22 protein-coding genes and 1 pseudogene are annotated in these 25,529 nt (G+C 60.9%); 12 read left to right on the plus strand and 11 right to left on the minus strand.

All coding sequences use genetic code 11. The annotated features are described in order from the left end of the window. Positions 1-47 precede the first annotated feature (47 nt). Positions 48-341: pseudogene (locus NKI70_RS09695) on the plus strand (branched-chain amino acid ABC transporter permease); the annotation flags it as partial. A 19-nt stretch (positions 342-360) separates the two neighbouring features. Here the strand turns inward: NKI70_RS09695 and NKI70_RS09700 are convergent. The 4 genes from NKI70_RS09700 to NKI70_RS09715 are packed head-to-tail and all read right to left on the minus strand — an operon-like array spanning position 361 to position 4,390. Then, on the minus strand, positions 361-1,536 hold the full coding sequence (locus NKI70_RS09700; RefSeq protein ID WP_023675642.1) for an ABC transporter ATP-binding protein: 1,176 nt from the start codon (positions 1,534-1,536) through the stop codon (positions 361-363). Then, entirely contained in the window at positions 1,529-2,671 is a 1,143-nt protein-coding gene (locus NKI70_RS09705; protein ID WP_023675643.1) for an extracellular solute-binding protein, read from the minus strand. The genes NKI70_RS09700 and NKI70_RS09705 overlap by 8 nt, the downstream gene beginning before the upstream one ends. Positions 2,672-2,693: 22 nt before the next feature. Next, positions 2,694-3,515, minus strand: coding sequence for an ABC transporter permease (locus NKI70_RS09710; RefSeq protein WP_023675644.1), 822 nt, complete (start codon positions 3,513-3,515; stop codon positions 2,694-2,696). Beyond that, positions 3,512-4,390 (minus strand): ABC transporter permease, encoded by an 879-nt coding sequence (locus NKI70_RS09715; protein ID WP_023675645.1) that lies wholly within the window; start codon positions 4,388-4,390, stop codon positions 3,512-3,514. The genes NKI70_RS09710 and NKI70_RS09715 overlap by 4 nt, the downstream gene beginning before the upstream one ends. 249 nt (positions 4,391-4,639) lie before the next feature. Here NKI70_RS09715 and NKI70_RS09720 point away from each other — a divergent pair, with 249 nt between their 5' ends. The 6 genes from NKI70_RS09720 (at position 4,640) to NKI70_RS09745 (ending at position 11,599) form a co-directional block, all read left to right on the plus strand. Then, a complete protein-coding gene (locus tag NKI70_RS09720; RefSeq protein WP_352576412.1) occupies positions 4,640-5,566 on the plus strand; it encodes an ArsR/SmtB family transcription factor in 927 nt (308 codons plus the stop codon). Between the two features lie 184 nt (positions 5,567-5,750). Continuing rightward, positions 5,751-7,262 (plus strand): arabinosylfuranosidase ArfA, encoded by a 1,512-nt coding sequence (gene arfA, locus NKI70_RS09725; RefSeq protein WP_023677146.1) that lies wholly within the window; start codon positions 5,751-5,753, stop codon positions 7,260-7,262. A gap of 49 nt (positions 7,263-7,311) precedes the next feature. Continuing rightward, positions 7,312-8,403 (plus strand): ABC transporter ATP-binding protein, encoded by a 1,092-nt coding sequence (locus NKI70_RS09730; RefSeq protein ID WP_023677147.1) that lies wholly within the window; start codon positions 7,312-7,314, stop codon positions 8,401-8,403. 19 nt (positions 8,404-8,422) lie between these two features. Beyond that, positions 8,423-9,340: a carbohydrate ABC transporter permease gene (locus tag NKI70_RS09735; protein WP_051406145.1), complete on the plus strand. Its 918-nt coding sequence runs from the start codon at positions 8,423-8,425 to the stop codon at positions 9,338-9,340. Further along, the gene (locus NKI70_RS09740) at positions 9,337-10,185 is read left to right on the plus strand and encodes a carbohydrate ABC transporter permease (RefSeq protein WP_031211878.1); all 849 of its coding nucleotides are present in this window, start codon (positions 9,337-9,339) and stop codon (positions 10,183-10,185) included. Before NKI70_RS09735 ends, NKI70_RS09740 begins: the two co-directional genes overlap by 4 nt. Before the next feature lie 94 nt (positions 10,186-10,279). Next, positions 10,280-11,599 (plus strand): ABC transporter substrate-binding protein, encoded by a 1,320-nt coding sequence (locus NKI70_RS09745; RefSeq protein WP_352449655.1) that lies wholly within the window; start codon positions 10,280-10,282, stop codon positions 11,597-11,599. Positions 11,600-11,780: 181 nt separating this feature from the next. Here the strand turns inward: NKI70_RS09745 and minE are convergent, their stop codons facing one another. Genes minE through minC form a run of 3 tightly spaced genes read right to left on the minus strand, consistent with a single transcriptional unit; the run spans position 11,781 to position 13,604 of the window. Further along, positions 11,781-12,053, minus strand: coding sequence for a cell division topological specificity factor MinE (gene minE / locus NKI70_RS09750; protein WP_023677151.1), 273 nt, complete (start codon positions 12,051-12,053; stop codon positions 11,781-11,783). Continuing rightward, the gene (gene minD / locus NKI70_RS09755; protein ID WP_023677152.1) at positions 12,050-12,865 is read right to left on the minus strand and encodes a septum site-determining protein MinD; all 816 of its coding nucleotides are present in this window, start codon (positions 12,863-12,865) and stop codon (positions 12,050-12,052) included. The genes minE and minD overlap by 4 nt, the downstream gene beginning before the upstream one ends. A gap of 19 nt (positions 12,866-12,884) precedes the next feature. Beyond that, positions 12,885-13,604, minus strand: coding sequence for a septum site-determining protein MinC (gene minC / locus NKI70_RS09760; RefSeq protein WP_352587357.1), 720 nt, complete (start codon positions 13,602-13,604; stop codon positions 12,885-12,887). 238 nt (positions 13,605-13,842) lie between these two features. On the opposite strand from minC, the gene NKI70_RS09765 reads away from it, so the two are divergent. After that, positions 13,843-14,703 carry a hydrolase gene (locus tag NKI70_RS09765; protein ID WP_023677154.1) on the plus strand — a complete coding sequence of 287 codons (861 nt, stop codon included), beginning with the start codon at positions 13,843-13,845 and terminating at the stop codon, positions 14,701-14,703. Positions 14,704-14,797: 94 nt separating this feature from the next. Here NKI70_RS09765 and NKI70_RS09770 read toward each other — a convergent pair whose 3' ends face one another. Further along, the gene (locus NKI70_RS09770; RefSeq protein ID WP_352455346.1) at positions 14,798-15,904 is read right to left on the minus strand and encodes a glycosyltransferase; all 1,107 of its coding nucleotides are present in this window, start codon (positions 15,902-15,904) and stop codon (positions 14,798-14,800) included. Positions 15,905-15,912: 8 nt separating this feature from the next. Further along, complete coding sequence (locus tag NKI70_RS09775) at positions 15,913-17,463, minus strand: GumC family protein (RefSeq protein WP_031211881.1); 1,551 nt, start codon at positions 17,461-17,463, stop codon at positions 15,913-15,915. A 167-nt stretch (positions 17,464-17,630) separates the two neighbouring features. Between NKI70_RS09775 and NKI70_RS09780 the strand changes: the two genes are divergently transcribed. Further along, positions 17,631-18,941, plus strand: a complete 1,311-nt coding sequence (locus NKI70_RS09780; protein WP_352455347.1) for a VpsF family polysaccharide biosynthesis protein — start codon at positions 17,631-17,633, stop codon at positions 18,939-18,941. A gap of 19 nt (positions 18,942-18,960) precedes the next feature. Here NKI70_RS09780 and NKI70_RS09785 read toward each other — a convergent pair whose 3' ends face one another. Further along, positions 18,961-20,403, minus strand: coding sequence for a glucosamine inositolphosphorylceramide transferase family protein (locus NKI70_RS09785; protein ID WP_245274719.1), 1,443 nt, complete (start codon positions 20,401-20,403; stop codon positions 18,961-18,963). A gap of 201 nt (positions 20,404-20,604) precedes the next feature. Between NKI70_RS09785 and wecB the strand changes: the two genes are divergently transcribed. The 3 genes from wecB to NKI70_RS09800 are packed head-to-tail and all read left to right on the plus strand — an operon-like array spanning position 20,605 to position 23,883. Beyond that, entirely contained in the window at positions 20,605-21,759 is a 1,155-nt protein-coding gene (gene wecB, locus NKI70_RS09790) for a non-hydrolyzing UDP-N-acetylglucosamine 2-epimerase (protein WP_023677159.1), read from the plus strand. Then, positions 21,752-23,083, plus strand: a complete 1,332-nt coding sequence (wecC, locus tag NKI70_RS09795; RefSeq protein ID WP_023677160.1) for a UDP-N-acetyl-D-mannosamine dehydrogenase — start codon at positions 21,752-21,754, stop codon at positions 23,081-23,083. Before wecB ends, wecC begins: the two co-directional genes overlap by 8 nt. Next, positions 23,080-23,883, plus strand: coding sequence for a WecB/TagA/CpsF family glycosyltransferase (locus NKI70_RS09800; RefSeq protein ID WP_031211886.1), 804 nt, complete (start codon positions 23,080-23,082; stop codon positions 23,881-23,883). Before wecC ends, NKI70_RS09800 begins: the two co-directional genes overlap by 4 nt. Before the next feature lie 44 nt (positions 23,884-23,927). Here NKI70_RS09800 and NKI70_RS09805 read toward each other — a convergent pair whose 3' ends face one another. After that, positions 23,928-25,367 carry a lipopolysaccharide biosynthesis protein gene (locus NKI70_RS09805; RefSeq protein ID WP_352576415.1) on the minus strand — a complete coding sequence of 480 codons (1,440 nt, stop codon included), beginning with the start codon at positions 25,365-25,367 and terminating at the stop codon, positions 23,928-23,930. Positions 25,368-25,529 lie beyond the last annotated feature (162 nt).

The raw sequence follows: 25,529 nt of genomic DNA on the forward strand, positions 1-25,529 counted from the left end.
GAGAATAGAGGCCGATCTGGACGCCGCACGATCCGACGCTATGTTGCGCTTCGGCGCTCAAGGCGATCGTTTTTCAGTTTGCCACGCTCACCGACGTCACCTGGCAGATGTCGGGCGAGGTGATCCTGATGACGCTCCTCGGCGGCATCGGCACCATGGTCGGGCCGATCATCGGCGCCAGTTTGGTCGTCGGCCTGGAAAACACGCTCGCCACCTCGAACTTTCCGGTGACCATCGCCACCGCCCTGACCTTCATGGTCTGCGTGCTGGTTTTCCGGCGCGGTATTGTCGGTGAGGTCTATGCGCGGTTTCTCGGGCCAAAGGGTGACGCGAAAGACTGAACGGCTCAGTTCCGCCTCGCTAGGCGATGCGTAAGCCTTGCGCGTCGAGAAGCACGCAGCCCAGCGGGTCGAAGCAGACATCGACCGCTTCGCCTTCACGCAGCGGCTGGCCGTCGATCAACGTGTTGGCGCGCACCAGCGTGCCGGCGCCGATGTCGATCTCGTAGACCGCATTGCCGCCGAGATAGGAGGTCGAGACGATCCGTCCCGCCAGCCTGTTGGCAGCACCGGCGGTACCGACGGTAAGCTTCTGCGGGCGAACGACAACGGTGACCGCGCTGCCGGTCGCGAGCGCCTTCGGCGCGGCCGCCTTTACGACATGGCCGGTGGCCAGCGCGATCGTCGCCATCTTGCCGTCCATCGCTGTCACGCTGCCGGGCAGCATGTTGGCCTTGCCCAGGAAATTGGCGACGAATGCGGTGGCCGGCTGGTCATAGACCTGCGCGGGGGAGCCGATCTGCTCGATCAGGCCGGCGTTCATCACGACGATGTGGTCGGACATCGACAAGGCTTCTTCCTGGTCGTGCGTCACGAAGATAGCGGTGATGCCCGTCTCCCTCTGGATTTTCTTGATCTCGACGCGCATGTCCTCGCGCATATTGGCGTCGAGCGCCGACAAGGGCTCGTCCAGCAGCAGCACTTCCGGCTCGAAGACGATGGCGCGGGCCAGTGCGATGCGTTGCTGCTGGCCGCCCGAGAGCTGCGACGGCAGCTTTGTCTCGCTGCCGGGCAGCCGCACCATATCCAGCGCCTTCTTGACCCGGCGCACGATTTCCGGTTTCGGCACGTTCCGGTATTTCAGGCCGAATGCGACGTTGTCGAAGACGTTCTTGTGCGGAAAGAGCGCGTAGTTCTGGAACACCAGACCAATGTTGCGCTTGTAGATCGGGATGTCGTCGACCCGCTTTCCGCCGATCGAGATCTGGCCACCGGAGATGTCGACCAGGCCCGCGATCGAGCGCAGGATCGTCGTCTTGCCGCACCCGGACGGCCCCAGCAAGGTGACGAAACTACCCTTGCGGATCGCCAGTGAAAAATCGCGCACAGCGGCGAACTTGCCGTAGAAAATATCGATGTCGCGAAACTCGACCGCAGGCTTTCCTATCGGCTGCCGCTCGCTCTGGGCGAGCGGGTCGCCATCAGCCCCGGCCGAAGCCGGCCGGGGCTGCTGGTCGTGGCTGTTGTCGTCATGCACCTTTCGACACCCTGTCCCATTGCTTGGTCCAGGCGTCTTCGTTCTTCGCCCAGTAGAGCGGATCGGCGAAGGTCAGCGATTTCATCGATCCAGTCGGGTCGAAGGCCGGAAGCGCCGCGATCTTGTCGGTCAGCTTCACCTTGGTCGGGTCAAGCGATGGCGGATAGTTCTGGCCCTCGGCGACGGCGATCGACGTGGCCGGATCCAGCATGAAATTGATCAGCTCCTCGCATTCGGCCATCGGCGATCCCTTGAGCACCAGCATGTCCTCCATCCATGCGTATGAGCCGGCAGGGTCGAGATAGCCGATCGGCTGGCCCTGCTGCTGCAGGGCGGCGACACGTCCTGACCAGGCGTCAGTGACGACGATCTCGTTTCGCGACAGGAGGTCCATGAGTTCCGCGCCGGAACTCCAGAACTTCTTGGCCAGGTCGCGGGTCTCGCGAACCTTGGCCCAGACCGCATCCATGTCCTGGATGTTGTTGGGGTCCTGTTTCGTCTGCAGTGCCGCATACCAGACGCGCGTCGTCATATCGGCGTAGCCGCCGATCTTGCCGGCATATTTCGTGTCGGTAAGCAGGTTGGCGCCCTTTTCCTTGGCTTCTTCCGGCGAGATGACCTTGTTGTTGTAGGCGATGCCGGTGGTGCCGTAATCATATGGCACCGCCGACAGCTTCGGCGTGATCTTACGGAACGGCTCGATCATGGCGGTCAGCACATTCGCCATGTTCGGAATGTTCGCCTCGTTGATCTCGGAATTGAAACCGCCATTGACGTATTTGATATAGTAGTTGACGCCGGAAGAATGGACGATCTGGAAGTCGCCTGGTTTCGACGTCTTGATCTTGGTGATGATCTCGTTCTCGTCGCCAAAGGTGCCCTGGACGACCTTGACCTTGGACTTGGCGGTGTAAGGCTGGAACGCGTACTTATCGATCGCCTCCTGCACCACGCCGCCCCATCCGTCGAAGCGCACTTCCGAAACCGCGGCGAGCGCCCGTCCCATCCAGGGCATGGAAAGCCCGGTGGCGGCGGCAGCGGCGGCCGTCAGCGTCAGGAACGATCGGCGGCTGATGTCGCCATTGGCATAGCGTTCGTTGAGCCGTTCCAGTCGTTTGGTGGTTGTCAGTTTCATTTCCATTCTCCCATTTTCATCTTCACTTGCCTGCCTTGAACCAGGTGAGGCTTTGCAGGACGAGCCCGCCAGCCAAGGGAATGCCGACCGTCAAAAGGATCATGACGGTTCCGAGCGCGTTCACCTCGGGGCTGATCGAGATCTTCAGCATCGAAAGGATTTGCGTCGGCATGGTCTCGACGCCCGCCGGCCGCCAGAACAGGCTGGCCGAGGTGTTGTCGAACGAAATGGTGAAAGCGAGCAGAACACTGGCAAGCACTGCGGGAATGAGCAGCGGCAGCGTGATTTCGCGGAATGTCGACACACGCGGCGCCCCGAGCGAAAGCGCCGCCTCCTCATAGGAACGTTTTATGCCGACCATGCGCGCCTGGACGATCAGCACCACGTAGGGGAGCGTGAGCAGAATGTGGCCGAGCACCAGCAGCGTCATGCTGCGCGGCTGGTCGACGGCTTTGATCATGACCAGCAGGCCGACGCCGAGTATCGTTTCGGGGACCAGCGCGGGAAGAATGACAAGCGTGTTGATCGCCTGCTTGCCACGGAACTCGAAGCGCACCAGCGCCAATGCCGCCATGATGCCGAGCAGCGTCGTCACCGTTGCCGTCACCAGGGCAATCCACATCGATGTCCGGAAGGCGTCGAGAACCGGCTCGTTGGTGAGCAGCTTTTCGTACCATCGCAGGCTGAAGCCGGTGAGGGGAAAGCCGCCGAACATCGAGGCGTTGAAGGAAAGCACGACCGTGGCGAGGATCGGCGCAAACATGAAGATGTAGACGCACACCGTGATCGCGCCGGTCAGCCGCCACGCCCATCTGCCTTCGCGATTGGGATGATCCGCTCTCATGCACTGAGGCCCTTCATGATCTGCGATAGGCCCATATAGCGGCTGTAGGCGGCCGCGGCCGCGCCGAGCAGGACGAACAGGACGATGGAAAGCGTGGCGCCCATCGGCCAATTGAGCTGCCCCATGATGGTGTCGTAGATCAAGTTGCCGAACAGCGCATCGCGGCTGCCGCCGAGCAGCTGCGGCGTCACATAGGAGCCGGCCGCCAGCACGAAGCAGAGCAGCAGCCCGGCGCCCAGCCCCGGCATCGATAGCGGCAGGGTCACTTCGCGAAACGCCTGCGCGCTGGTACAGCCCATCGAGCGGGCGGCGGCGATCAGCGTGCGGTCGATGCTTTCCAGGCTGACATAGACGTTCAGGATCATATAGGGCAGCAGAAAATGCAGCAGCCCCATGATGACGGCGCCCTCGGTGTAGAGCATCGGCAACGGCTCGTTGATAACCCCCAGCCTGATGAGCACGACGTTGATCAGCCCCTGTTCGCCGAGAATATGGATCCACGAGAATGTCCGGATGGTGAAGCTGATCCAGAACGGCACGATGAGCAGCAGCAACAGCAGCCATTTGTGCCTGAAGGTCGTGGCCCAGATGAAATAGGCGGGGAAATAGCCAAGGATCGCGCAGATCACAGCGGTGATGGCGCCGACGCGAACGGTCTTCCAAAGAAAACCGTGATAGTAGCTGTCGGTGAGGAATTCCTTCCAGTTGTCGAAGGTCAGCACCGCCGATTCCACCCCCGCGGTGACGAAGGTGAAAAACGTGTAGACCGTCATCATCGCGATCGGCAGCAGCAGAAGCAGGGTAAGCAGTAAAAGCACAGGCGCGACGAGGACCCAGGCCAGTCGCTGATCGTATAATTTCCACCCTTTGGTCACGACCCGTCCAACCACTCTATGTGCAAGCCGCCATCACCGGGCTCGGCTCCGGACTAGATTGGGCGATCGGCGTTCAGGTGTCCACTCTGCATATGGCTCCTGCACAAATTCTGTGCAGGGCCACCGCGCGACCCTCGCCCTGCCGGATTCAACAAATTGCCCGGCGTTCCGCCTGCACATTGATTAAATCAGATATCCCGATATACAGGGTAATTTCGGATATAGATTTTACATGGGCCGGGCAATTTCATGAGTCGCAATTTTCTGGTGATTGAACCTGAGGAAGGCATTGCCGTGCTCAAGGGGCTTGCCTCCTCGGCGCGGATCTCGATGCTGAAACTGCTGCATGAGAAGGGGCCGATGAATGTCAACGAAATCGCCGCCGTGCTGTCGCTTCCGCAGTCGACCGTCTCGACCAACATCCAGGTGCTGGAGGATGCGGGGCTGATCCGCACCGAGAACCTGAAAGCGAAGAAAGGCAGTCAGAAAATCTGTTATCCGACGGCCGAAGAAGTGCTCGTCGTGTTCAAGAGCGAATATCGTGCGGTCAAGAACGACGCGATCGAAGTGTCGATGCCGATCGGGCTTTATACCGGCTTCGAGGTTACCGCGCCCTGCGGCCTTTGTTCGCCGGACGGCATCATCGGTCTGCTCGATGTGCCGAACACTTTCCTCGATCCGGACCGCATGAAAGCCGGTCTGCTATGGTTCACGCGCGGTTTTGTCGAATACCAGTTCCCCAACAATGCCAAGCTCGCCAATGCCGAGATCACCGGACTCGAAGTTGCGATAGAGCTGTCTTCGGAAGTGCCGGGCACCAGCGCCGATTGGCCCTCGGACATCACGCTGACGATCAATGGCGTCGATGTCGGCACCTGGACGTCGCCGGGGGATTTCGGCGACAAGCGCGGCGTCTTCACGCCCTCCTGGTGGAAGCTCAAGGGCTCGCAATACGGTAAGCTGAAGAACTGGCGAATTGCCAATGACGGCACCTATGTCGACGGCCTCAGGATTTCCGAAACCGGCGTCGCCGCACTCGATCTGAAGAGCCATCATTCAATCCGCGTCCGTATCGGCGTCAAGGACGACGCCAAGCGCCCTGGCGGGATCAATATTTTCGGCAAGGGCTTTGGAAATTACGATCAGGACATCCTGCTCAGGATCAAAACTGGTTGATATCATGAAACCGGGTTCTGAAGATAACGCAGCAATTTCAACTATCTGGCTTTCTGCTGTGCCAAAGCGTTCGTCTAATTGTCCTACATTTGGGTATTTTGGCTTGACGAAGGGCTGCTAATTCCTCTTTGATATCGGGCAAGATGATTTAAATCATCGTTTGTGATATCGATGGGAGGAATGCATGAAGGCAGCCGTTACGGCTCATCCGCATTATGTCGTCTCGGAAATCGATCCGAGGCTCTACGGATCCTTCATCGAGCATCTGGGGCGGGCAGTTTACACCGGCATCTATGAGCCCGGCCATCCGACAGCGGATGCCAACGGCATGCGTCAGGACGTCATCGATCTCGTCAGGGAACTCAATGTTCCGATCGTCCGCTATCCCGGCGGCAATTTCGTCTCGGCCTACAATTGGGAAGACGGCATTGGTCCCAAGGAACAGCGCCCAGTGCGCCTCGACCTCGCCTGGCACACATCGGAAAGCAACGAAGTCGGCCTGCATGAATTTGCCGATTGGTGCACCTGCGCCAACACCGAGATGATGCTTGCCGTCAATCTCGGCTCGCGCGGCCTCGACGAAGCCCGCAATCTGCTGGAGTACGCCAACCATCCCGGCGGCAGCAAATGGAGCGACAGGCGCATCGCCAACGGCCGCAAGGAGCCCTTCGACGTCAAGCTCTGGTGCCTCGGCAATGAAATGGATGGCCCCTGGCAGATCGGTCACAAGACCGCGGACGAGTATGGCCGGCTGGCGCATGAGACGGCCAAGGCCATGCGCGCCTTCTCCAAGTCACTCGAGCTGGTGGTCTGCGGCTCTTCGAATGCCAAGATGCCGACCTACCCTGAATGGGAAGCGACGGTTCTCGACCATACCTACAACGAGGTCGACTACATCTCACTGCACATGTATTTCGACAACGACGCCAACGACGCTCCGAACTATCTCGCCATGAGCGAAAAGCTCGACGACTACATTGTCTCGGTCGCCGGCGTCATCGAGTATATCAAGGCCAAGAAGCGCTCCAACAAGCAGGTCTACATCTCGTTCGACGAATGGAACGTCTGGTACCATTCCAAGGAGCAGGACAGGAAGATACTCGGCGGCAGCAACGGCTGGCCGTTCGCCCCGCCGTTGCTCGAAGACATCTATAATTTCGAGGATGTGCTGCAGGTCGGCCTGATCCTCAACACCTTCATCCGCCGTTCCGATGTCGTCAAGATCGCCTGCCTGGCACAACTGGTCAATGTCATCGCGCCGATCATGACCGTTCCGAATGGCCCGGCATGGCGGCAGACGATTTTTTATCCCTATCTGTTTGCTTCTAACTATGGTCGCGGCAATGCGCTGGATCTCAAGGTGGAAAGCCCGACCTACAAATCCAGCGTTGCGGGCGACGTCGCCTATGTCGATGTTGCCGGCGTGCACGACAGGCAAACCGGCCACGTCACCTTCTTCGCCGTCAACCGCCATTCGAGCGAGGCAATCGAAACAGTGGTCGACCTCACCGGCTTCGGCGCGGCGGAGATCGTCGATCACCAGGTGATGGCACACGCCGATCTGAAAGCCGTCAATTCGGCCGAAAACCCTGGCAATGTCGGCCCCAGGAAGGGTGAGGGCGCCTCGCTCGCCGGCGGCAAGCTGAGCCTGTCACTGCCGGCCTATTCCTACCAGGTCATACGCCTGAGGCTCTGAGTTCAGGCGGATCATCGAGAAAGCGCAAACGCTGAGGAGGAGCGTCGACGTGACGGCCGATATCGAGATCAGGAACGTGAGCAAGCAGTTCGGTGCCATGACGGTGCTGGATCATCTGTCGCTCTCCATAAGGGCACGCGAATTCATCGTGTTCCTGGGCCCGTCCGGCTGCGGAAAATCGACGCTTCTTCGAATGATTGCCGGGCTCGAAGCTGTCGACAGCGGCGAGATTGCCATCAACAACGAGCGCATCGATCATCTGCCACCGGGCAAGCGCGGCATTGCCATGGTGTTCCAGTCCTATGCGCTTTATCCGCATATGACGGTGCGCGACAACATGGCCTTCGGCCTTGCGAATATCGGCGTACCAGGCAAGGTCATCGAGGCGCGCATCAATGAAGCCGCCCGCATGCTGGAAATGCCGCATCTGCTCGATCGCAAGCCGGGCCAGCTCTCCGGCGGTCAGCGCCAGCGCGTCGCCATCGGCCGTGCGATCGTCAAGGAGCCGAAGGCCTTTCTGTTCGACGAGCCGCTCTCCAATCTCGATGCCGCGTTGCGCACCCGCACCCGCATCGAGCTTGCCCAGCTTCACCAGCGGCTGCAATCGACGATGATCTTCGTCACCCATGATCAGGTCGAGGCAATGACGCTGGCCGACCGCATCGTCGTCATGAACAATCGCAAGATCGACCAGATAGGTACCCCGATGGAGATCTACGAGCGCCCGGCGACCAAATTCGTCGCGGGTTTCGTCGGCGCGCCGGCGATGAACTTCGTCGATGCGACGCTTGACAGATACGGCAAGAACGCCACGGCCAGGTTTGCGGACGGCGTCTCGGTGCAGACCGAGATCGCCTCCAGCCAACTGACCGATGGCAAGTACACTTTCGGCATCCGTTCTGAAGACGTGCGCATCGTTGCCGCCGGACAGGGCAATGCCGGCGGCGTGGTCGATGTGCTCGAGCGGCTCGGCGAACGCACCCTGATCTACGCGCGGCTGGGCGATGGCCAGCAGATCGTCGGCTCGGATGCCGGCAACAGCCGCGTCGCCGTCGGCGACAGAATCGGGCTCGCCTTTGATGGCCAGAAATCGCATCTGTTCAACGAGACCGGCCGCGCCTGGCATGCGAGGGAGGCCTGAGATGGCTGACCGGCTGGCGATGTCCCCGACCGCGACGCTTGCTGTCGGCGTCAGAGCCCCTACCGCCGACATCTATGCGCCGCAATGGCGAAACGTCATTTTCGTTGCGCCATTCTTGTTCTTCTTCACCACGCTGCTGCTCTTCCCGCTGCTCTGGGGGATGTGGCTGAGTTTCCACAAGGCCGACACGTTTTCGTCCGGAAATTTTGTCGGTCTCGGCAATTACGCCAGGCTGTATCACGACAAGGTCTTCCTGCAATCGATCTGGAACACCTTCTATTTCGTGCTTCTGACGGTGCCGACGCTGGCGCTGATCGGCCTTTTCCTGGCGCTTTGCCTCAACCGCCGCACGCGCACTGCCGCGGTTTTGCGGACGCTGTTCTTTTCCTCGTCGGTGCTATCGGTCACCATCGTCACGCTGATCTGGCGCATCGTCTTCATTCCGAATGTCGGCCTGTTGTCGACGATCTACGGATGGTTCGGCGCAACGGCTCCGGCCTTCATTTCCGATCCCAGCCTGGCGATGGTCGGCATCGCCATTGCCACCATCTGGTGGTGTATCGGCCTGCCGATGATGCTCTTTCTCTCGGCGCTCCAGCAGATTCCACAGGATATTTACGAGGCGGCAGCGCTGGACAATGCCAATCGCTGGCAGACGCTACGCTCGATCACGCTGCCGTCGATCAAGCGGACCTTCATCCTGGTGATCATCATCCAGATCGTGCTGCAATTCCAGCTGTTCGGCCAGGCCTGGCTGATGACGCGCGGCGGTCCGAACAACCTGACCAAGCCGATCGTGCTCTACATCTACGATACCGCATTCCGTCGCTGGGATCTCGGCCTGGGCGCCGCTGCATCGGAAATCCTGTTCATCCTCATCCTGGTCGCGGCCATGGCCCAGTACCTGGTGACACGCAGCAGGGGAGACCAGGCATGAGCGCCACAGCAGCTTCCATCAAGGGCCGGGCATTTGGCGACCATTTGTTATTGGCCCTGGTCATCCTGCTTTCGATCGTCATGATCGCGCCGGTTCTGTGGGTCATCGGCCTGTCACTCAAGGACAATACGGAGCTGATGGCCGATCCGAATTCGGTGTTTCACGCGCCCTATACGCTGAAGAACTACATCAACACCGTCGGCACCTCGTCGGTGTTCATCTGGGTGCGCAACAGCATCATCGTCTCGGGCGGATTGACGCTCGGCACGTTGATCCTGTCGTCGCTCGCCGGCTACGGTTTTGCACGGCTGAATTTCCCCGGCCGAGACGTGCTGTTCGTGATCGTGCTGTTCGGTCTGGCGGTCCCGGAACAGGCCGTGCTTGTCGCCCGTCACCAGATCTTCAGCATGCTGAAGTTCCACAACACCTATCAAGGGCTCATTCTGCCGGGCCTTTCGGCTCCGTTCGGTGTCTTCCTGATGACCCAGTATTTCAAGGCCATCCCGAAGGAGCTGGACGAAGCCGCCATGCTCGATAACGCCAGCCGGCTCAGAATTTTCTGGAAGGTGCTTCTGCCGCTCACGCTGCCTGCGCAGGCGACGCTCGGCATCTTCACCTTTCTCGGCGCCTGGAACGACTACTTCTGGCCGCTGATTTCGGCGACGAAGAAGGACATGTTCACGCTGACGGTCGGCATGGCCTCGACCCAGACCAACTTCGCCCAGTCCGAAGGCATCGGCTTCCTGATGGCGCAGGCGGTGTTCGCCGGTGCACCGATCCTGATCGTCTACCTGTTCTTCCAGAAATACATCGTCACGGCGGTCTCCGGCGCTGCGGTGAGATAACGAAGATTGCCTGACGGCCGGGGGAATGCGCAGCGATTGAAGCACGAAAGCCAATCCAGGGTGGAGCGGCGGAAACTCAGTAGGAGGAACTGATATGAAACTGAAGAAAATACTGTTTGCAGCAGTCTCTGCGGGCGCAATGATGCTCGCAAGTCCAAGCTTCGCGGCCACGGAGCTGAGCGTGCAGCGCTTTTTCGGCGCCTGCGATGCCGATTTCGGCACCAACACCGATGCCACCAAGGCCGTTGGCGAATGCGGCATCATCACCTCGCTAATCAACAAGTTCAACGCCGACAATCCCGATGTCCATGTCAACGTCACCACCGTGGAATGGCCCGGCTATGATCAGCTGACCGCGCAGTTCGCTTCAGGCGACGCTCCGGACATCGTCACGATCCATGAATCCGTACTGTCGGATTATCAGTCGAAGGGCCTGTTGATGCCGCTCGACGATCTCTTGAAGTCGGTCGGCGTGACACCCGACGCCTTCACCGACGCGGCACGCAATGGCGCCACCAAAGACGGCAAGGTCTATGGCCTGCCGATCGACAGCTGGACGATGCTCTATCACGTCAACATGGATCTTTTCAAACAAGCCGGCCTGGTCAATGCCGACGGCACGCCGATTTTTCCAAAGTCGCCCGAGGAACTGCTCGCCCAGGCCGAACAGTTCAAGCAGAAGACGGGCAAGCCTTATTTCGTCCAGAACCTGACCAATGAGACTGCACTCTACACACGCAACCTCTACACCTATCTTTTCCAGCAGGATTCCGATTTCTTCGCCGATCCGAAGCATGTGAAGTTGAATACGCCGGAAGCCAAGAAGGTCGTCGAGATGTACAAGGCGATCTTCGAGAAGGGCTACACCACCAAGGACCTCGATTATGGCGGCTCGATCAACGCCTTCCTTGCCGGCGAGGGTGGCGTCCACCTTAACGGCACCTGGGTGGTCGGCGATTACAACGCCCAGTCCGAGACCAAGGGTACGGCGCTCAACAAGGGCGGCTATGCGGTCTATCCGTATCCGCAGCTGTTTGGCGGCGCCCACGCGCAATATGCCGACGGCCACACCTGGGCCGTTTCGCAGAAAGACCGCACGCCTGAACAGATCGCGGCCATCGGTAAATTCCTGAAGTTCTTCGCCGACAACGACTTCGAATGGTCACGCACCGGTCACCTGCCGGCCTATAAGGCCGTCATCACCTCGGACGCGTTCAAGGCCCTGCCGCATCGCAACACGATCTCTGCGGTCGCTGATCTCGGCAAGCCGCTGCCGTCCGCCGTACAGCGTCAGTTTGCGATCCAGGACATTATCGGCGAAGAGATGAGTGCAGCAATCAGTGGCCAGAAGGACGTCGACACCGCCCTTGCCGACATGGAAAGCCGCGTCAACGAATTGCTCGCCAACATCTGACCACGGTTTCGAAAGGCCCTCCCAAGGCCCCCGCGGCTGGAAACGGCCGCGGGGTTTTGGTGAGGGAGTGGTTATTGTCCTCGAATTGCGAGAACTTGCCGGTGGCGACCGGGTCAAACACGCCAACCACGGCGCCGCAACCTCGGCAGCAGCCGACGCAAGCCCTGGCCGGAGGATTCCGTTAGAACGCCGCGGCCATGGGCATTGCGACCTTGTTGGGGATCTGGATGTCGATCTCCAATCTCGACGTCGTTTCGCCGTGATCCATGCTCACCTGCAGGAAATCCTGGTCGACCTGAACATGCCGGGCGATCACCGCCATGATCTCCTCGCGCAACACCGAGACGAGATCGGGCTGGTTGCGGCTTCGACGCTCGTAAGCCAACAGCAGTTGCAAGCGTTCGCGCGCCACCGGCGCGCTGCCGCGGCGCTTGAAGATATCGAGCAGGTTCATGCTGCCCTCCTTCCCAACAGCCGGTCGAGGAGGCCCCTCCGCTCGAAAGGCAGAATGACCGGCAGGTCCTCGCCCTCGAGTCTTCTTGCCGCGTCGATATAGGCGCGTGCGGCGGGGTTGGTGTTTTCGCTGAGCGTAACCGGCGCGCCCACATTGGATGCGCGCAGCACGTCCTGGCTCTCGGGAATTATTCCCAGCAAGGGCGTCGACAGGATCTCGAGCACGTCATCGATGCTCAGCATCTCGCCGCGGGCAGCGCGCGCAGCATCGTAGCGCGTGACGAGGACGTGTTTGACAATCGATTCACCTTGCTCGGCTTTCATCGTTCTGGAGTCGAGCAGGCCGATGATGCGATCGGAATCGCGGACCGAGCTCACTTCCGGGTTGGTGACGATTACCGCCTCGTCGGCAAAGCGCATGGCAAGTTGCGCGCCCCGCTCTATGCCGGCTGGGCTGTCGCAGAAGACGTAGTCGAAAACCGATCGCAGCTTGTCGATGACATCGGCGACGCCTTCCTCGGTGAGAGCATCCTTGTCGCGCGTTTGCGAGGCCGGCAGCAGGAACAGCGTTTCGAGTCGCTTGTCACGGATCAGCGCCTGCGAAAGCTTGGCGGTTCCCTGAATGACGTTGACGATATCGAAAACAACGCGCCGCTCGGCACCCATGATCAGATCGAGGTTCCGCAGGCCGACGTCGAAATCGACGAGAGCCACCCGCTTGCCGGTTTTCGCGACCGCGGCGCCGAGAGCGGCCGTCGAGGTCGTCTTGCCGACACCCCCTTTGCCGGATGTGACAACCACTACCTTGCCCATATTTGTGCCTCCAATGTTGTTAGTTGAGCGGTGCGACGCAAAGTGCGCCGTCCTCGAGAAAGGCCTGTACCGGCCTTCCTCGCGAGGAGGCGTCCATCTCCTCGGCAGTGCGGTACCAGCCGTCCACCGCCAGAAGTTCGGCTTCGTTTTTCCGGCAAAAGATGCGAGCCGCGGAATTTCCCGTGGCGCCGGCGAACGCACGTCCACGCAGCGTGCCGTAGACGTGGATCGATCCTCCGGCGATGATCTCGGAACCGGAACTGACGGAGCCGACAATGACCACATCGCCATCGGGATGAAAGATCGACTGGCCGGAGCGGATCGGTGCCTTGATCATCAATGAGTTCGGCGCCTGCGGCTCTTCCGTCTTGGCCTCAGCTGCGGCCTTCGGGTGCGGCTGCACGTAAAGCGCGTCGGCGGTGGCCTCCTTGGCGCCAACGAGGAGCGGCGGCAGATCGGCATCGAGAGCTACATTGCCATCGGCCTCGATCGCGTAGATGCGAATCCCGCGCTCCGCGAGTTGTAAGACCAGATCCCGCATCTCGCCCACCTCGGGCTTGAGTATATTCAGATCGAGCACGACCGGGCGGCCGGCAAAGAAGCCGGGAGAGTTTTCGGTCCAGTGATCGAGGCTTTGCAGCCATTCCCCTAGCGGGGCCTCAGGGGTGAGGGTGAAGGCTACAAACGAGCGCGCTCGAAAGCGTATGGACTTGTTTTGGATGGGAGAGACGCAGGTCACAGAGGCGAGTCCTTACTGATTGGTTAAGGCTAGCCCGGCATGGTTAACGAAAAGTTAATGGCGGCTTCCCGAGGCGTTGGCGGAGGCATTCTTTTTGCCCCTGATCGCCCCGCCGGCGCCCTGCTTCCGATGCACGACGAGGTCCTCCTCGCGGCTGCCTGGAGGCGCCTCCAGTTCACGAGGTCGGCCGACCGGTATATTGTTGCCGGAATGCCGGGCCTATTAAGGAGTTATCGATTTGACAAGCGTTGCCAAGGGGCCTGTCGCGGATCGCGGTCGCGCTACCTATGACCTTGGCGCGACCGCCATCTTTGCTTCCAAATCAGACCCGCGCTTTCACTATTGCCTGTATGTGCCTCCCGCGGTTGGGGAAGGGGCCAAAGTCGATCTGATGGTCGCTGTCCATGGCACCGGCCGCACCTCTTTTCTTGGATTCCGCGATGCGTTTTCCGAGTTCGGACGCTGGAACGGCTGCGCCGTTTTGTGTCCGCTGTTTCCAATCGGCGTTCTCGGGGATGATGCCCGCAGCGGATACAAATATTTGCTCGAGGGCAACATACGCTACGATCAGGTGCTGCTCGCCATGGTTGAGGAGGTCAGCGCCAAATACAGTCAGGATTGGAGCCGCTTTGCCATGTTCGGATTTTCCGGCGGCGGGCATTTCACGCATCGTTTTGCTATCCTGCATCCCGACAGGCTCTGGGCGGCCTCAATCGGCGCGCCAGGCTCGGTGACCTTGCTCGATCCGACGCGTGACTGGTGGGTGGGCATTCGCGATCTGCCGGAGAAGTTCGGCATCACCTTCGATGCCGCAGCGCTGGCAAAAGTGCCTTTCCAGATGATCGTCGGCGACGCTGACCTGGAGACTTGGGAGATCACTCATGTCCAAGGCAGCACCCATTGGATGCCGGGCGCCAACGATGCGGGGCGAACACGGCCGGAACGCCTCATGGCATTGTGTCGATCGTTCGAGGAGGCGGGGGCGCGCGTGCGCTTCGATTTGCTGCCAGGCGTATCTCATGAACGGGATGCGGTTCTCGATTCGGTCAAGGATTTCCTCGCCCAACAACTCAAGGAACGAGGGAATGCCTCACGATAAATTCGTTGCGCCCCAGCCCGTGAAGAGATTATCGCAATCAAAGCCCGACCACGTCGACCGCATCCAACCGCGATCTGCTGGCAGTGCGTAACGACTAGAGCAACGCTTCGTATTGATCGCCAATCTTGTCGACTGTGAAATCCGCCGCCCTGTTTTTCAGCACGGCAGCAGGGGTGGGGTGGTCCAGCATCTCGGCCATCGCCTTCGCCAGGGCCGCGGCGTCACCGACCGGCACCAAGGTGCCGAAACGGCCGTCAGCGAGTATTTCGCGCGGGCCATGCGGAGCATCGGTGGAGATTACGGGGACACCGGCGGCCATGGCCTCGACCAAGACGTTGCCAAAGCCTTCGCTGGTCGATGACAGAACGAACAGATCGGCCGCGGCATAGCAAGCCGCGGGATCGTTGACATAGCCGGCAAAGAGCACGTCCCCGCCTATGCCTGTCTCTTCGGCATAGGCGTGCAATTCGGCAGCCAGCGGACCTTCGCCGAAGATAACAAGCCGGGCGGGGCGGCCGGCGCGCAGGGCAGCGAAGGCCCGCAGCAAAGTCCGGTGGTCCTTGACCGGCACCAGGCGCCCGGCGGTGGCAATGACCGGCGCATCGCCCATCGCCGCCAACGCTGCCTGCCAGGCATAGGAAGTCCCCGGCGGTGCTTCAGCCGGCGGCAGCGGGTTATTGATGACGACGACCTTGGATTCGGGGAAGCCGCGGGCGATGATGTCACGGCCGACACCCGCTGAAACGGCGATGGCTTTGGTTGCGCGCGCTGCAACCAGCGCGGAAAGCCAGATCGCCAGCCTCGCGCCGAGGCCGCTGGCAGGCAGCGAGGCGGCGGCATGGAAGCTTGGAAAGAATTTTGCCCGGCTTCTGGCCAACATGAGTGACAGCGCCATCACCAGATTGGCGAATTCCGGGGCGCTATAGACCGCATCAGGATCAAGGCGGCGGAACAAATTTGCGCTTCGCACGATGCCTTTCAGCGTCGCCGACTTGGCGTAACCCTCGCCGCGCAAGAGAAGGCCGAAGTCGACCAGATGCACGGCAGCTGAACGCAGCGCGGCGTTAGGGCCTTCCGCGTTCCAGGTAAAAAGCGTGACCTCGTGGCCACGCGACGCCAGTTCATTTGCCATCAGGACGAAAACACGTTCGGCGCCGCCGCCCCTCAGGCTGGCGATGTGGAAAACGATGCGCTTCACCATGCCTTGCTTCAGGCTCGGCTGGCGGCAAGGCCTGATCGGTTCGGCGGCCGGCGCATGTCGCGGATGATGCCCATGCCGATGGCCAGCAGCATGCCCAGGGCAAAGCCTGCGAACGCTCCTGCGCCTGCCACCAGGGCAGTGCGCGGGGGCCATGAGCGCGCTGGCGGGGGCACCGCGGTCGAAATCACCTGTACGTTTGTGGTGTCGATCTGCTCGCGCTCGCTGATTTGGCGCGCACGTGACAGGAAGCTCTCATAGACCGCTCTCTTCGAGGCGGCATCGCGTTCAAGTTCACGCAGGGCGACTTCGGATTCGCTGTCGGTGAATACATTGCTCTTCAGATCGTTCATCCTGGCGTTGAGAGAAGCCAACGAGGCCCCGGCCTTGTCCAGGCTGGCCTTTGCCGTGCCGATGGTGCGGGAGAACTCGGCCCGGAGTTGCGAGTTGACGGTCTCGAGTTCCGTCCTGAGCCTGACAATCGTCGGGTGGCGCGGACCGAAGGTCATCGACTGTGAATCGATCTGCTGCCGCAGGCTGTTTGACCTGTCGCGCAGCGCCGCGAGCGCTTCCGAAACCGTGGGGTCGGGATTGGCCCCGTTGATACCGGAGGCAACCAGGGCGTCGTAGCTTGCCTGCGCGGCGATAACACGCGATTGCGCATCGACGATTTCGCCATTGAGCTGCGTCAGCGTCTGCGAACTGACGAGCTGGCCATTGCTGGACGACAGGTTGTGGCTGCGCCTGTAGCTCTCGACCTTCTCTTCGGCTGCCTGCACGTCGCTCTTGAGTTGGCCAAGCCGGCTGTCAAGGGCAGCCGCGGCACGGCTGGCGCCGGCAGCTTCCGCCTTAGCCAGTTCTTCCTGGAAGTTTTTGACTATGGCCTGCGAGATCAGGATCGCCTTGGCGGTGGTTTCCGCAGATACCGAGAGGGTTGTGACAAACGAGGTCGGATCCGCGATGGCGTCTACCCGGTCCGCCAGGTTCTTCAAGGCGATGAGCCTCGGGTCGGGCTTCGCCACAGCGCCGGACGAGGATGTGCTCCGGTCCGGATCGAAAAACTCCGGATCGTGAGTCAGATTCAGTTCGTCCACCACACGGGAAAGCACGTTGCCCGAGGTCAGGATGCGCTGCTTGCTGCGCGTGCTGAGCAGTTGGCTATCGATCTGGCCCGGTTGCGAGTAGAGGTCGTTTTCCACAACCTGCAAATTGGATGGGTTGATGAGGACCTCGGTCGTGACGGTGTAACGCTGCTTGCTCAGCAATGCATAGGCGCCGCCGACAATGCCGCCGATTACCGCCAGCATGAAGGCCAGGGCGAGGCCGGCCCGCAGCCAGACGAACAGGCGTCGAAAATCGAGCTCGAGGAAATCGCCGATCTTGTCCAGGGTCACCGTTGCGACAGGCTCTGGAGGTTGCGGCGTCACCGGCGCGGAGCTTAGCGCCGCGACTGGGCCATGCTGTTGCAGCAATGCCCTGCGCCGTGCATTGGCGATACGCTCGAATGCACTGTTATTGGAAGCCGTCGCGGAGATGGGGGGTGTGCCGGAACCGGCAGACATGGTGACAACCCTTGTTAAATCATTACGCTTGGCCTGCTCTACAGAAACATCGTTAACATCTTATTTTCCAAGTTGGCCCATTTTACCGCTCACGCTGTCCGTCCGGCGGACGTTGAAGGGATTTCGTTGCCCAGAATGCCGTTCGAATATCGCCATTTGGATGGGCCATGAGCTATCCCGCTGCCGCTTCGGAACGATTATCGTCCAGCCGAGCGCGCCGTCAGAACGCGCTGTCGCTGCTGTTTTTCCTATGCGCAGCGTTCGCGCTCCTGCTTCGCTTTACGGTATCACCGCAGGTGATGAACATGGTCGTCGACTATACGGCCCAGGGAGGCTCGTTCTACGAGAAGCTGCATTTCGGCACCTATGCGATCATCCTGCTGCTTCCTATCGTTCTTTTCAGCCGGCCGTTTCTGCTGCACGGCGACGAAATTGGAATATTCAAGGCGTTGATCCGCTATTCGGTGCTGATGTTCGCGCTGGTGCCCTATCTGTTCGTTACCGGCCGTGCGGGCTCCTCCGGGTTCATCATCGATACCTATCTGGTGGCCGGCGCCACAGGCCTGTTGATGCTGGCATTGAATGCAGAGGTGCGGCGGGCGCTGGGGGACGTCGTGCTTGGAATGGCGATCCTGAGCGCTGTCATCGGCACCATCGAGGCGGTGACTCAACATCGGCTGTTGCCCTATGGGTTGAACGAACTGCAATTCAGGCCAACTGGCCTGTCGGCCCATCCGCTGGCACTGGGCGCGCTCTGCGCCACAACCATCGGATTCGTGCCGCTGACGCACTGGCGCATATGGGCGCGGGTGATGGCGATCTTCCTGTTGTTCATCGGTTGCGCTGCATCGGGCGCTCGCGCCGCGCTGATGCTCGCCACCGGCGAAATCCTCATTCTGCTGCTGTTCGTGCCTTGGCCGGGCCTGTCGCTCAAATATGAGCGGCAGGCCAAATTTGTCGTGCTGATGTTCACCGTGACGGGTGGCGCGGTGCTCGTAGCGGTACTGTTTGCGGGCGGTCTGCTGAATCGGTTCAGCAACACCATCTTCGACGAAAACTTCATGGCCCGGGTGACCATTTATCAGGTGTTCGGACTGGTCAGCTGGAACGACATCCTGTTCGGCATGAACGTTGACGACCTGCTGGCGATCGTCCGGCAGAAGCTGCATCTGCCCTACATCGAAAGCGCGCCGGTGGTAATTATCTTGCTCTTCGGCCTGCCCATAGCCCTGCTGTTTACAGCGCTGATATTCTGGTTCGTCTTCCGGCTGCTGCGCGGGGCGCCGCTGCCGGCATGGATCGGCACCATAACGTTCTTGCTTGCCGCGCTGTCAAACAACGCGCTTTCGTCAAAAACGCCGGACATGACGATCATCGTGGTGTTGCTGCTTGCCTACAGGAAGCAGCCCCATGGAGGCTCGCTCGAGAGCATGCCTTCGGCTGCTGCATCCAGCCCAAACCCGGCTGGATCTCGTTAAGCACGGACCTCGGATCCGGTCAGCCGGCGCTGTCCACGACCTCGACACCGCCCGCGCGATTGAGCGTGTGAATGCCGGACCGAGCCCATGCCGGCCCGGGATCGATTGAGCGGGGCAGTTCAAAACGGACGTCGAAATCATCAAGCCGATCCAGCCGCATCAATCCCAGGCCGCCGCCATAGGCTCTAGACCCGTTTTGCACCGGCAGCAGCAAAGCGTCGCCCTGGCGGATAAAGGCGCCGCCCGGCCGAGTGGCGGAGTGGTCGACTGCGACGGGATTGAGCGCGTGCGCAGCCCACGGCCCACGCAGCGCCGGGGCGGAATAGACGGCCATCGTGTCGGACGCGCTGCCGTGACCGAACCGCTCAGTCCCCAACAGCCAGAAGCGACCGTCGGATTCGAGCAGCGTGGCGTCGTTGAAATCCCTGTCCGTCATCAGCACCGTATCGCGTACCCAGCGATCCGGAAACTGCTCGGCACGGTAGAGCACCAGTTCTCGCGCCGTAGCGCTTTCAGGGATCATGAAAATCTCGCCGGAGTGAGCAAACACCTGCGGATATGACAGGTGATGCGCTTCCTCCAGCACCACTTTCGGCACGCCGAAAGTGCCGTCGGTGCCAAGTTCAGCGACAGAAATCACCCCGCGGCCGGTGGAGTAGGGAAACTCCTCGACAAACAGAAAATGACGGCCGTCGCGCTCGAGAACGAACGGATCGGCGTAGAAGCGCTGCCCGTCATCGGCAAGCACGGTGAACGGCTTACCATCCAGCTGTCCGGTTTCGGCGACGCCTGGACCGTCGATCAGCCGATAAGCAACCTGCCAATAGAAGGGGCGCCGACCACGTCGCAGTTTTTGCACGGCGCGGTCGACCAACCCCCTGCCGAAAAAGGGCAGATAGTGCCCGATAAATCCGCCTTTCTGCAGGGGCGGCGCCGGGCTCTCGGCAATCGGCGCAAGTTTGCCCGCGGAAAAGCGGGCGACACATTGGGCAATCAGGGAGATGGCGCCGGCGAGCAGGTCGTTGCTGGTTCGAGACAGCCACAACCGGTCGCTGATCATCGGCCGCGCTCTGGCGACGGCAACGCCGTCGAGCCGAGCGGTGAGTTCGGGCAGCCGCCCGCTCGCCAGCATCTCGGTCATGCCCGCGGCAAAGCTGCTTTGGCCGCAAAATTCGAGCGTCAGGACAGGCGTGCCCCGTCGTGCGGCGGTAGCGGTGAGATCGACCATAAGATCGACTGGGCCGGTGTCGCCGGACGGCAACGGCCGGGAACGGCTTGCCAGTGAGGGGCCGAAGCGCCGGCCCTCGAGCGCCAGCACGTTATCCATCGTGCGCGCATTGGGTTCAGGCGTCGGCGCGCGGCAACTCGAAACCGCATGTCCAGCTGCACTCAACCGCGCCAGAAGCTCATTTTCCCAGCGCCGGGATGTGTCGGCGTGGCCGATGATTAAAATATTAGTCAATCCAATATATTCTTTTTCAAGACTACTGTCATAGACTACTTGTCAGCCCAACCTTTCACAAGAGTTAAACCGGGAGAACGCGGCCTTGGTTGTTAATCATATATTAAGAATTGAGATCACGAAGGCGCTTTCCGGCGCTATTATGGCTCTTGCGGGCAATAGTCGGCATGTCCCGAAGGCTGCAGGCGACCAGGATCAGCGATGAACGTCCTTTCACGTCCAAAACTGCCATCCAGGCAGAAACTGCTGATCGTGTTCGGCACTAGGCCGGAGGCACTCAAATGCTTTCCAGTGGCGCGTGCCGCCCTTGCTCATCCAGGCTTCATCACCGAAATATGCATCACCGCCCAGCATCGTGAAATGGTCGACCAGGTTGTCGAGCTGACCGGCCTGCCGGTGCATCACGATCTCAACATCATGCAACCCGGCCAGTCGCTGTTCGACGTGACCTCGCGCGTGCTCCTGGGCATGGCCGAGGTGCTGGAAAAGTCGCAGCCCGATATCGTCATGGTACAGGGCGACACCACCACGGCAATGGCCGCGGCGCTGGCTGCCTTCTACAAGCGTGTCCCCGTCGCTCATGTCGAAGCAGGATTGCGCAGCCACAACATCAACTCGCCGTTTCCTGAAGAACTGAACCGCAAGATTGCCGGCGACATCGCTACCTGGCATTTTGCGCCGACCGTTCAAGCGCGCGACAATCTCATCGCCGAAGGAAAGGCCGAAAGCACCATCTTCGTGACCGGCAACACGGTGATCGACACGCTGTTGCATTTTTCAAGCGCGATCGATGCTGACAGGCTGATGAACGCGAAGCTCGCTGCCCGCTTCCCTTTCCTCGACCCTTCCAAGAAGATGATCCTCGTCACCGGTCATCGCCGCGAGAATTTCGACGGCGGCATCCAGCGCATCTGTACGGCATTGAAGGGATTGGCGGCGCGCGGAGATGTGCAGATCGTCTACCCTGTCCATCCAAACCCCAATGTGCGCTCAGTGGTCAACGCAGAGCTGGAAGGCGTGCCGAACATCCACCTGGTCGAGCCGCAGGACTATCTGCCGTTCCTGTACCTGCAGAAGCAGAGCTATCTGGTGCTTACCGATAGCGGTGGCGTGCAGGAAGAAGCGCCTTCACTCGGCAAGCCGGTGCTGGTAATGCGCGAAAATACCGAGCGACCCGAGGGGATCGTGGCCGGCACCGCCCGTCTTGTCGGCACCGACGTCGAGAAAATCCTGTTCAACGCCAATCGCCTGCTCGACGATCAGGCTGCCTATTGCGGCATGGCGGAACGACACAACCCATATGGCGATGGCCGGGCCAGCAACCGGATTGTTGAGGAACTGCTGCATCATGGCTGAAATCAAAACCGTTTCCGTAATCGGCATGGGCTATATCGGCCTGCCGACCTGCGCCATTTTCGCCAGCCGCGGGCTCAACGTCATTGGCGTCGATGTCAACCGAGCGGTGGTCGAGAAGGTCAACCGCGGCGAAATCCACATCGTCGAGCCGGACCTTGACGGTCTGATCCAGAAGGTCGTGGCGAACGGCAAGCTCATGGCCTACAGCACGCCGCAGCCGGCGGACGCCTATATCATCGCCGTGCCGACCCCGATGACCCACGATCATAAGCCGGACGTGACCTACGTGCTCGCGGCGGCACGAAGCATCGCCCCCGTGCTGAAGCGGGGAGACCTTGTGGTATTGGAATCGACATCGCCGGTTGGAACCACGCGTATCATGACCGGGCTGCTTGCCGAGTTGCGGCCTGATCTCAAATTTCCTGTCCAGCATGGCGAAGACGCCGATGTGCTGGTCGCCTATTCGCCCGAGCGTGTGCTGCCGGGAAAGGTGCTGACCGAGCTGATCAACAACGATCGCTCGATCGGCGGATTGTCCCGCAAATCGTCGGAGCGGACCGCGGCACTCTATTCGACCTTCGTCACCGGCGACCTGTTCATGACAACGGCCGAAAGTGCTGAGCTGGTGAAACTGACGGAGAACGCGTTCCGCGACGTCAACATCGCCTTTGCCAACGAGCTTGCCGCCGTGTGTCAGGATCTGTCGCTCAATGTATGGGAAGTGATCGATCTCGCCAATCGACACCCTCGCGTGAACATCCTCCAGCCGAGCCCGGGCGTTGGCGGTCACTGCATTGCGGTCGATCCATATTTTATCATCGACGCCGCACCCAACAGCACGCGGCTTATGGCTTCGGCACGCCGGATCAATTCCGAACGGCCCATGTCGGTGGTCAGGGATATTGAGGCCTTGCTCGACCCCTCCCGCAAACAGACGATCGCCTGTCTTGGCCTCAGCTTCAAAGCCAACATCGACGATTTGCGCGAGAGCCCGGCCGTCGAGGTGGTGAAACTTCTGTCCGATATCCCCAATGTGAAGATCATTGCGGCTGAACCCAACACAAATGCGCTGCCGCATGAGCTCGAGGGCAGGGGCATCGTGTTCACCGACGCACTTTCGGCCATCGACAAGTCCGATATCGTCGTCCTCCTGGTCGACCATCGGCAGTTCAATCTGGTCGACCCCGAAGCGCTCAAGGACAAGAAGCTCGTCGATACGAGGGGTCTGTGGACGTGGCGCAAGGCACGCAAGCCCGACGCCCGCATCGAAGGCAAGAAACCAGAGGTCGCACAAGTGACGCTTGCAAGGGAGCAGGCCGCATGAACGCGCACGCCCCGGCATGGGCGCAGCATTCCCTGTTGGCATCACGGCGCCGGGAGTTCCTTGGCGCACCGATCCATGCGCTGACCATGGCCGAGACACTGGCCATCGCCGACGAGGCGATGACCCTGGGGCGGCCGCTGCATCATGTGGTCGTGAACGTCGCCAAGCTGGTGACCATGCGCCAGAATGCCGAGCTGCGCGAGGACGTGGCTGGGGCGGACGTGGTCAATGTCGACGGCATCGGCGTGCTTTGGGGTGCACGTCTGTGCGGCGTCGCGCTGCCCGAGCGGGTGGCGGGCGTCGACATCATGATCAATCTGCTGAGCCTCTGCGCGAAGCGTGGATTCAGGCCGTATCTGCTGGGGGCCGAACAGCACGTTCTCGACGCGGTTGTAGTGAGACTTGCCAAGGACCATCCGAGCCTCGTCATAGCGGGAATGCGCAACGGCTATTTCAAGCCGGAGGACGAGGCCGGGATCGTCGCGGCGATCAACGCCTCGGGCGCCGACTGCCTGCTGGTGGCCATGCCGACACCGCGCAAGGAACGCTTTCTCAAACGCTACCGCGATGAACTCGCCTCAAGCTTCGTGATGGGCGTGGGCGGCAGTTTCGACGTCTATGGGGGCAAGGTTGCCCGTGCGCCGAAGCTGATACAAGCGGCCGGCCTGGAGTGGCTGTTCCGCGTCGTCCAGGAGCCGCGACGCTTGTGGCGCCGCTACTACGATACCAACACTGCCTATGCAGGGCTGCTGTGCCGAGAGTTCTGGGAGCGTCGCTGGCGCCGAAACGCCGGTTTATAGTTTCGCGTTCCCCCACAAAACAGGCGTTGACCCTGGACTTCGCTTTACGCGATCCGTAGCCGCGCTCGCAGCTGGGCGACGAATTGCGTCGCTGCCACAGGGTGGAACAACGAGGTCAGCCCGAAGAAAACCGCAGCACCGGCAGTGCCGCCGGCGACAAGCGAGAAGATTGCCGGCACGTCGCCGGGCACCATGCTGGCAAGCTTGGCGGCCACCCCCGTGCTGAGCGAGATGACCACCGAGACACCGATGTCGCGCCATGGCACCGGCACCGGTGTGAGCCGCTCGCTGATGATGATGCAGGTTATGGAGCCCACCACCGAGCCGCCCGCCAGCGCCAAAGCGGCGCCGATCTCCGCCATCGGGGGGATCAACAGCAGGGACAATGCGATTGTTGCCACCGAGCCGAAGAGATTGGCGATGATCAGCAGCCACGGCCGCTTGTGCGCGTGCACTACGACGCCATAGACGAAGCTGGTGAGGTTGGCGCACAGCACGCTGAAGGCAATGATCGGAAACAGCAGGCCGAAGCGGCCGTGATATTGCGAGGGCAGCATGAGCTCGGTGATATCGCTGCTGAGCGCGACCAGCATCGCTGCAATAGGCAGGCAAAGCCGCATCATCAGCGCCATCAGTTGCGACAGCAGCCGGCCCGACGCCGCGGGCCCATCCTCGTCGAACCGGCTGACCACCTCGGGAAAGGCGCCCATGTTGATGGCGTTGGCGACCATGTCGATCGGCTGGCGGGCCAGCGCATAGGCTGCGGCGAAGATCGCCACAGCGCTGGCATCGTAATAGATCTTGAGGAACAGACGCTCCGCGCTGTTGAGCCCGAAGCCTACCAGCGCCATGATGATCAGCGGCACACCGAGCGCAAAGAAGTCCCTGTGGGTGAAGCGCGGCGGACCGGCAACGAGCCGTCGCGATGCCATGATGCCCGCCACGATGCCGGCAATCAAGGCGCCGAGGCTCGAGCCGAGCGACACCGTCAGAAAGCTATCCTGAAAGACGAGGATAGCGCCGATCGGTAACGCGAGTTGCAGCAGGGCACGCAGGGCTTCTAGCATCGAATAGACCGAATGGCGCTGCTGCATCTGCAGCACCGTCAACGCGAAGCGGCTGATGGACCCGGCGACCAGATAGCCGCAGACTGCGATCGCGAACTCGACCCAGCGTTCAGGCACGATCACCGCCGACGCGCCTACCGATATGACCAGCGCCAGTGCCGTGGTGGCAAGCAACACCTGCCCGGCCAGCATCAGGCTGCCGCGGCTGACTTCGCCCTTGCCGCCAAGCCTGAGCAAGGCGATGCGCAGCCAGTTGGTGACGGCAATGTCGGTCATTTCCCCGACGGTCACCACCAGGGTGAGCAGGCCATACTCGGTCTGGTCGATCAAACGCGTCACGACGACCAGCAGGAGCAGCGCCGAAATTCGCGTCAGCAGGATCGCCGGAGCATAAATGAGCGTGGAACGGAGCAGCAAGGGCGTGTCCCTGGAAAACTCACCTTCGACTAGCCGCCGACTGGCGGAAAATCCAGCCCGATGATGCCGAAGGGTGAACAGATTCAGTTTGAACTAAAAGATTTGCCGTAAACCTTATCGGGAACGTTTGCTTTGCAGTTACCCGGTCTGTGTTATTTAGAG

The organism is Mesorhizobium sp. M0500 (genome assembly GCF_040321165.1).
Lineage (GTDB): Bacteria > Pseudomonadota > Alphaproteobacteria > Rhizobiales > Rhizobiaceae > Mesorhizobium.

Coding starts and splice junctions, on each gene's coding strand:
- NKI70_RS09710 (WP_023675644.1), bottom strand. CDS start 3,515: ATGAGAGCGGATCATCCCAATCGCGAAGGCAGATGGGCGTGGCGGCTG.
- arfA (WP_023677146.1), top strand. CDS start 5,751: ATGAAGGCAGCCGTTACGGCTCATCCGCATTATGTCGTCTCGGAAATC.
- NKI70_RS09770 (WP_352455346.1), bottom strand. CDS start 15,904: ATGGTGAAGCGCATCGTTTTCCACATCGCCAGCCTGAGGGGCGGCGGC.
- NKI70_RS09740 (WP_031211878.1), top strand. CDS start 9,337: ATGAGCGCCACAGCAGCTTCCATCAAGGGCCGGGCATTTGGCGACCAT.
- NKI70_RS09780 (WP_352455347.1), top strand. CDS start 17,631: ATGAGCTATCCCGCTGCCGCTTCGGAACGATTATCGTCCAGCCGAGCG.
- minD (WP_023677152.1), bottom strand. CDS start 12,865: ATGGGCAAGGTAGTGGTTGTCACATCCGGCAAAGGGGGTGTCGGCAAG.
- minE (WP_023677151.1), bottom strand. CDS start 12,053: ATGAACCTGCTCGATATCTTCAAGCGCCGCGGCAGCGCGCCGGTGGCG.
- NKI70_RS09745 (WP_352449655.1), top strand. CDS start 10,280: ATGAAACTGAAGAAAATACTGTTTGCAGCAGTCTCTGCGGGCGCAATG.
- NKI70_RS09775 (WP_031211881.1), bottom strand. CDS start 17,463: ATGTCTGCCGGTTCCGGCACACCCCCCATCTCCGCGACGGCTTCCAAT.
- NKI70_RS09720 (WP_352576412.1), top strand. CDS start 4,640: ATGAGTCGCAATTTTCTGGTGATTGAACCTGAGGAAGGCATTGCCGTG.
- NKI70_RS09800 (WP_031211886.1), top strand. CDS start 23,080: ATGAACGCGCACGCCCCGGCATGGGCGCAGCATTCCCTGTTGGCATCA.
- wecB (WP_023677159.1), top strand. CDS start 20,605: ATGAACGTCCTTTCACGTCCAAAACTGCCATCCAGGCAGAAACTGCTG.
- NKI70_RS09735 (WP_051406145.1), top strand. CDS start 8,423: ATGTCCCCGACCGCGACGCTTGCTGTCGGCGTCAGAGCCCCTACCGCC.
- NKI70_RS09705 (WP_023675643.1), bottom strand. CDS start 2,671: ATGAAACTGACAACCACCAAACGACTGGAACGGCTCAACGAACGCTAT.
- wecC (WP_023677160.1), top strand. CDS start 21,752: ATGGCTGAAATCAAAACCGTTTCCGTAATCGGCATGGGCTATATCGGC.